Raw genomic sequence first — 7295 nt, 5'->3', positions numbered from 1 at the left:
ATGCGATCGCGTCCCCAAGAAAAGCAAGATCCGCGCCTGTTGATAGTCACTGTCACCGAAGAAGATTTTCAGTTACCAGAACAAAAGGAAAGAAGAGGGTCGCTTTCGGAGCTAGCACTAGCGAGACTTTTGGAAAAACTTGCACACTTCCAACCCAAAGCCATTGGCTTGGATATTTATCATGATCAGCCATCACAACGCAACCAAGCTTCTTTGGCAAGTAGGTTGAAAACAGATGACAAGCTTTTTGCCATTTGCAAAGTTCAAGAACTCACAAAAGAACGTCCGGGAATTTCACCTCCTTTGGGGGTTCCGCCAGAACGCCAAGGATTTAGTGATATTATCCCAGACTCAGACCACGTTCTGCGTCGTCATTTATTAGCAATGCAACCAGCAGATGTAACCTCCCCTTGTACGGCACGCTACGCCCTTAATGCTCAACTAGCATTCCACTACTTAGAGGCAGAAGGTATCTCTGCCAAATACAATAATTCTGGAGATTTGCAGTTAGGCAAGGTTGTTTTTAAGCGGTTGCAGTCTCATAAGGGTGGCTATCAACAAGCAGATACAGGGGGCTACCAAATATTGCTCAATTATCGGTCTGTCCAAAATTCTCCTGGAGAAATTGCTCCTAAAGTCACACTCACAGATGTTCTTAAGGGTAAGGTTAACGCTGAACAAGTCAAAGACCGAATTGTTCTTATTGGGACTACTGCCCAAAGTTTTCGTGATTATAGTCCTACCCCCTACATGACTAAGCAGGCTTTTTCCGAAGAAATACCAGGGGTGATTCTGCAAGCACAAATGGTGAGTCAGCTGGTGAGCGCGGTGATGGATGGGCGACCTTTGATTTCAGTATTGCCCGTTTGGGGGGAAGTTTTGTGGGTTTGGAGTTGGTCAGTGGTTGGAGGTGCGTTTGCCGTAGCTGGATCAGTGGCGATCGCAGCTAGCGATCGCTCAAGACTATATTTAGTTCTAGCAGGAGGAGGTGTACTTGGAGTCTTATACGTTTTTTGCTTAATTCTCTTTTACCAAGGGATTTGGGTTCCCCTAGTTCCGTCAGCTTTGGTTTTAGTGGCTACTGGCGGCACTGTGGCAATTTACCTATTTTTACAACAAAGCAGCGACAAGTAATTTCTATAACTTGAGGTATAAAAAAAGATGAAACTCTCTATGCAAAAGATTCAAATTTTCCTCGCCGTTAGTTTAACATTCTTTAGCTCCATAGGTGTGCAGGCACAGCCTGCAAATCCCAACGGACAATTAAATCAATCATTGATTTTCGCTGCGCCACCTCCACCAAAAGATATCGGGGAACCGGGTAAGCGAGGAGAAGCAGGTAGTCGTGGCTGTGGTCAGGATATAAATAAACCTTTGACTTCTTCTCGAAAGCGGCTCACAGCTTTAGTACCTGTTTATTCAGAATCAGAATTGGTGTTTGGAACAACGATCGCAGACCATCCTAGTTTCGTATTCTATGTTCCTTATACATCAGACTTTGCATCTGGAGAGTTTGTCCTAGAAGATGAAGCACAAAATCAGACTACTTACAAAACTTCTTTATCGGGGACACCAGGAATAGTAAATCTTCGCTTGCCATCAAAAGCAGCACCTTTAGAGATGGGCAAGCAATACCGATGGTATTTTAACATCTACTGTCAGAAGGATAACCAAATTATTGCTAATGTTGAAGGCTATGTAAAACGGGAGCAACTAAACCCTGCTTTGAAAACTCAATTGGAAAAAGCAACACCAAGCCAGCAAATAAATCTTTATGCGGCTAATGGTATTTGGTATGAAGCACTGAGTGCTGCTAGTGAATTGCGTCGCACCAATTCGCAAGATACTTCTTGGACGGCGCTATTGAAAGCTGTGGGTTTGAATGATTTTGCAACTGAACCAAAAGTAGAGTGCTGCAATCTTGAGAATTAGGGCGTTGCATAAATGTGGGATAGATTTGATAGAGTTTCCTTTGCACCGCAGTTGTCCCACAACTATGCAACGCCAGAATTAGCAGCGAAGAGCGATCGCCTTTAGAAAAAAGTCAAAAAGAGGCAAGGGGGAACAACCCCATACTTAATGCATAAGTAAGCTCTCGGTAGCAAATGTTGTCGCTGATCTAGCATTTTTTTAACGTAGACACGGAGCGGCTTGTCGCAGGCTACCGCACGCAAAGCGGCTACTCTTCGAGTTCTCCAACGGAGTACCCACAGGAGGCAATACCGTTCGGTTAAGGAATTTCTTGGTTGAGGCAGGCAGAGGGAGCAGGGGGAGAAGAGAAGCAGGGCGGAGAAAAGAATGGCTGTATACCCTCTTGCCTCCCCTGCCTCCCCTGCTTATCCGAACCGTATTGGGGTAGGAGGCATTGGCGTAGCGTTTCGTAGAGAAGAACGCAAAAAACCTAGTGAACTTGACTTGATAGATTCTAGTTAGCTTGTGCGATCGCCCTAACATAAGTACATAAGTTAAATTAATAAAAAAGCCCCTTATAGATGAATCAAAGCCTAAGTGTTGATCCCAACCTGGAAGAACACACTGATGAAAATCCTGTTGTTACCAAACAACAGCTATTTACGAAGCAATTAATTGTCCTTGTGTTGGAAATGCTTCTGGCATTACCTCTGGGTTTACTTCTGGCAAAGTTCCAAATTGGTAGAATTGCCTGGATATTTGGCGGGATTGCTGCTGGTACAGTGGTTCTTCAAGGGTGTCGAATTTTTTATCAATATTCTCCCCAACCTAACCGCACTGCGAGAAAAGTGGGAATGGCACTTGTAGGCTTAACTGTTGGCGCTTCCAATACCCACGGTAATCTAGCTAGTGTTGCTTCTAATATTCCTATATTTATTTTTCTTACCTTATTTCTGCTGCTGAGTGGAGGCTGTATTGGTTATATTTACTCACGCCTTAGCAAAACCAACCTGTTGACAGCAATGTTGGCTACAGTTCCTGGTGGTGTTGGAATTATGGCAGCGATCGCCGCCGATTACAACAAAAATGTTAGTTTGGTTGCCTTAGTTCAGGCAATTCGCGTCACCTCAGTAGTTATTCTAATTCCATTTATCGCTAAGACATCAACTGGTAATTACTATCCGCAAACACTGTCAATTAACGCTGCTTGGCTAAATTTTGATCCATCTCAATTAGAATTACTCTTGTTAGTACTGGTAATTACTGGATTAGTAGTTTATCCAGCTATATTATTTAAAATTCCGGCTGGCGATTTCTTTGGTGCATTATTAATTGGTATCGGGTTTAATCCTTTGCTACATTGGCTACCTTTTGTCGGTGATATTAGCTTTAGTCCGCCGCCAATAATAAACTTATTGGGTCAAATGCTCCTGGGAATTACTATTGGTGAGTATTGGGGAGACAAACCCAACTTTAGAAAGCGGACTGTCGGCTATGCCTTAATGTCTGTGGGAATGACCCTAATAGCGGGAGCGATCGCTGCTATACTTGCGATGCAATTAACCTCTTGGGACTGGTTAACCTGTCTTTTAGTCACAGCACCAGGAGGATCAGCAGAAATGATTTTAGTTTCCCTGGCATTGAATCATAATGTTGAAATTGTCACAACTGGTCATTTAGTGCGCCTAATTGCGATTAATAGTTCTCTACCGCTTTGGCTGTATTTGTTTCGCCGTCTAGATGAGCGACTTTCTGAATCAGTTTAATTTTTTAAAGGACAAAAGATTGCAGTTTTTATCCTTGTTCACGAGTATCAAAGACTGATTGTTGCATTTCAAAATATATTTATTATTGGCACTTTAGTAGTTCAAAAATAATGGAAAGAACAGCAAACCCAAGAGTCAAAATTTGCTGTATTAGCAGCATAGAAGAAGCATGGATTGCCATTCGCTGCGGTGCATCTGCACTCGGTTTGGTTTCTCAGATGCCAAGTGGCCCCGGTGTCATCTCTGAAGAATTAATTGCGAAAATTGCTGCTTGTGTACCACCCCCGATCGCTACTTTTTTGCTTACTTCAAGCCTTGATGCTCAGGAGATTATTCAGCAAGTAAGGCGCTGTCGGACAAATACTGTGCAAATCTGCGATCGCCTAGAATCAGGAAGCTATCAAGATATACGAGATGCCTTACCTGGGATTTCCATTGTCCAAGTAATTCATGTGATTACAGAAAAATCCATAGAAGAGGCAATCAACGTAGCGCCATACGTAGATGCAATACTACTGGACTCCGGTAATCAATCACTGGTCATTAAAGAGTTGGGCGGTACAGGACGCTTACACGACTGGAACTTGAGCGCCCAAATTCGTGAGCAAGTAAACGTGCCAATTTTCTTAGCTGGAGGGCTAAAACCTGAAAATGTTGCAATGGCAGTCAAACAAGTTGCTCCTTTCGGACTAGATTTGTGTAGTGCCGTTCGCACCAACGGTGAATTAGATGAAAATAAGCTCAAACTATTCTTCCAACAATTGAAATAGGGCTAATGACAAATGACTAATAACAAAATTAGCTTATTCTTTTGTTATCCAAACACTAAGGATGCTTTAGATGGTTGCCCAAATCCAAGAACTTAAAGCGCAGCACTGGGTTAAAACCCGTTCTTCCCTCGACCCTAGCGAATCTACTTTCCTGATTTGGAAAGGTAAAATTTACGCTTTTATCCCCGGAGAGAAAAGACAACTCCTGTTTAAGATGCTGGGATTGAGTGTTAGCAGGTGTATTCCCACAGATGAGGGTAGCTGGGATTTTACTTCTAGAGAATTAACTTATTACCTCAACCCACAAACAGATGAGGTTTTGTCCAAATGGGAGAATCCTTGGACAGGCGAGACAGTTCCAGTGATTCACGTTGCTAATAATCCAGTGCAGGGGAAGTTTAAAGGAAATTTCCCCGCACAAGTAGATGGTGACAGCACAACCTTTGTTTTTGATATATTTCCCCATTACCCCAATCCCTTAGCAGACGATCGCAAATTTGCCGAATACAGCCCAAATCCAATTTATCAGGCAGCAGAATTGTTTAAGTTAACTGTGCCAACCGCAGATTTATTCAACCCAGCACTTAAATCAGTTTCTGAACTCAAACTGAGTTGGGATAGAATTGGTCAATGGCTTCCGTGGATGAAAATGGGCGATCGCCCCGGTCAACTGATCTACAGTGCTGTTGGTAGCAAAGTCAATGGTTTAGCAGAACTGCCCCCACTGCTGCAAGACGAAATTAATAACCGTATTCCTCTATATAAAAAAGCCCCAAAAGCATTGATAGATGGGGAAGATATGACTTCCTGGTTGTACTTCCAAAAACACTTTCAAGCTTACTTAGCTGGTGAAATCTTCCCGCTTCCCCAAGGAGAAGAATTTTAGGCGTTGCAGAATAGTGGGATGAATTGAGGCAAGCAGGGGGAGAATTTTGAAAGTTGCTAAATCATCCCGCAACTATGCAATGCCGAATTTTAAAGTCTCAAGTTAGAGCTAAGTAGACCGAACTAGGCTAGAGATTGCTTGCACTAACGTCGTTGGCTCTATTGGCTTAGAGATGTGCTTGTGGAAACCTGCTTTTAGTGCCTGTTGTTGATTCATCTCCCCGGCGTAGGCTGTCAGGGCGATCGCTTTTATCTGATCGCCTTGTGCCAACAAGGTTCTAACCTGCTGTATCAACATATAACCGTCTACACCGGGCATCCCAATATCACTAAGCAGCACATCAGGTTTGGACTGGGTGAGAACCAAGAATGCCTCGGTAGCTGAAGACACGGCTGTGACAATTGCCCCATACTGCTCTAGCACAAAAGCAGTCAATTCCCGCGTGTCGGTATCATCATCCACTACTAAAACTTTGATACCAGTCAAATCTAGAAACGGAACAACCAGCGTACTGTCCTGATTTCTTCCTGGCTGAGTGGACATTAGCGGTAGCCGGATTGTAAAGGTGGCTCCTTGCCCAATACCTGGACTTTCTGCCTCAACTGTGCCACCATGCAGTTCGATTAAATGACGCGCGATCGCTAACCCTAATCCCAATCCACCAAACTTTCTTGTGGTAGTGCCATCTGCTTGGCGAAAATAATCAAACACGTAGGGAAGAAAATCAGCATGAATCCCCTTCCCTGTATCGCTGACGGTAATTTGGGCAACAGAGCCAAGTTGCTCTAAATGAATATTTACCTGTCCCCCTTCAAACGTGAACTTAATCGCGTTTGAGAGCAGATTCCAAATCACTTGTTGCAAACGAGTTGAATCACCCAAAACTTTACCAACGTTGGGTTCAAGTACTGTCTGCACTGAAATTGACTTAGCTTGGGCTGCTAGCCGCACCGTTTCCATCCCTGCTTGAATCGTCGCAGCAAGATCGACTGGAGCAACATTCAGGCTAAGTTTGCCCCGCAGAATGCGGGAAACATCCAAAAGATCCTCAATCAATTCTGATTGCAATTTGGCATTGCGTTGAATAGCTCCTAGAGCGTATGCTGTCTTCGTTTCATCAAGCTTCTGGCTCTGAAGTAGACTAGACCAACCGAGAATTGGATTGAGAGGCGATCGCAACTCGTGTGACAGTACCGCTAAAAACTCATCTTTAACCCGGTTTGCGGCTTCAGCTTCTTCCCGTGATGCTTCTGCTGCTAACCGTGCTTGCTGTTCTGATTCATATAATCGCGCATTCTCAACTGCGATCGATGCCATTTGTGCTAACTGCACCAGTATGGCTTCATCCGCTTCGGTAAACTCACCTTCATATTTGTCTGAAAGTTGAATCAACCCGATGTTATGTCCGTCTCGTCCCACCAGAGGTGCTGCGAGCCAGCCCCGCATCGGAGGGTGGTTTTTTGCCTCGTTGCTAAAGCCTCGCCAACGGGGATGACTTTCAAGTTCGGCTTGTGTCATCCGCATTGACTGATTTAGGTGACATACACAGGCGTAAATTCCAGACCCATCTGACTTTTCATCGTAGTCTCGCCACTGGGCGTATTTATCAGACAGGTGAACAGCGTTAATTGCCTGTGCCCAGTTTTGATTAATGGTCATGCTGGCGACGGACTGGTGCGTACTAATAATCGATGCTGCCTGCTCGGTAATTACTTGCAGAACTTCTTGAACCGACATGGCAGAATTGATTGCTAACGCTGCTGTTGTCAATCCCTGCAATTGGTTAGCATAGTGTTGTTCGCGGGCAAGGAGTTGTTCGCGCTCGGCTTGGGTTTGTTTACGATTGGTGATGTCAATTATAAATTCCACGCCCTCTTCTTCATTGAGACGCTTGGCAGAAAACAATCCCCACCAGCGTGAGCCGTCCTTGCGGATGTATTCCTTTTCGTAGGGAGTAGTGCT

Annotated in this window: 7 protein-coding genes; 6 read left to right on the top strand and 1 reads right to left on the bottom strand. The window is 44.3% G+C overall.

All coding sequences use genetic code 11. From position 1 onward, the window contains the following. The 6 genes from VE944_RS08460 to VE944_RS08435 all read left to right on the top strand — a co-directional run. Positions 1-1134 (top strand): CHASE2 domain-containing protein (locus tag VE944_RS08460; protein WP_324975112.1); only part of this gene is annotated, 1134 nt, incomplete at its 5' end. A 27-nt stretch (positions 1135-1161) separates the two neighbouring features. Continuing rightward, entirely contained in the window at positions 1162-1932 is a 771-nt protein-coding gene (locus tag VE944_RS08455) for a DUF928 domain-containing protein (RefSeq protein ID WP_324975109.1), read from the top strand. Positions 1933-2298: 366 nt separating this feature from the next. Next, positions 2299-2433, top strand: coding sequence for a hypothetical protein (locus VE944_RS08450; RefSeq protein ID WP_324975106.1), 135 nt, complete (start codon positions 2299-2301; stop codon positions 2431-2433). Between the two features lie 59 nt (positions 2434-2492). Beyond that, positions 2493-3677, top strand: coding sequence for an AbrB family transcriptional regulator (locus VE944_RS08445; RefSeq protein ID WP_324975103.1), 1185 nt, complete (start codon positions 2493-2495; stop codon positions 3675-3677). A gap of 110 nt (positions 3678-3787) precedes the next feature. Continuing rightward, positions 3788-4447 carry a phosphoribosylanthranilate isomerase gene (locus VE944_RS08440; RefSeq protein WP_324975101.1) on the top strand — a complete coding sequence of 220 codons (660 nt, stop codon included), beginning with the start codon at positions 3788-3790 and terminating at the stop codon, positions 4445-4447. 70 nt (positions 4448-4517) lie between these two features. Then, positions 4518-5333, top strand: coding sequence for a DUF1838 domain-containing protein (locus VE944_RS08435; protein ID WP_324975098.1), 816 nt, complete (start codon positions 4518-4520; stop codon positions 5331-5333). 108 nt (positions 5334-5441) lie between these two features. On the opposite strand, the gene VE944_RS08430 is transcribed toward VE944_RS08435, so the two are convergent. Continuing rightward, on the bottom strand, positions 5442-7295 hold a 1854-nt coding region (locus VE944_RS08430), incomplete at its 5' end, for a hybrid sensor histidine kinase/response regulator (RefSeq protein ID WP_324975094.1).

The sequence above is a fragment of the Nostoc sp. genome (assembly GCF_035638895.1).
Lineage (GTDB): Bacteria > Cyanobacteriota > Cyanobacteriia > Cyanobacteriales > Nostocaceae > Nostoc.
Note: the sequence above shows the minus strand (reverse complement) of the source record. Positions and strands in the feature narration are given on the sequence as shown.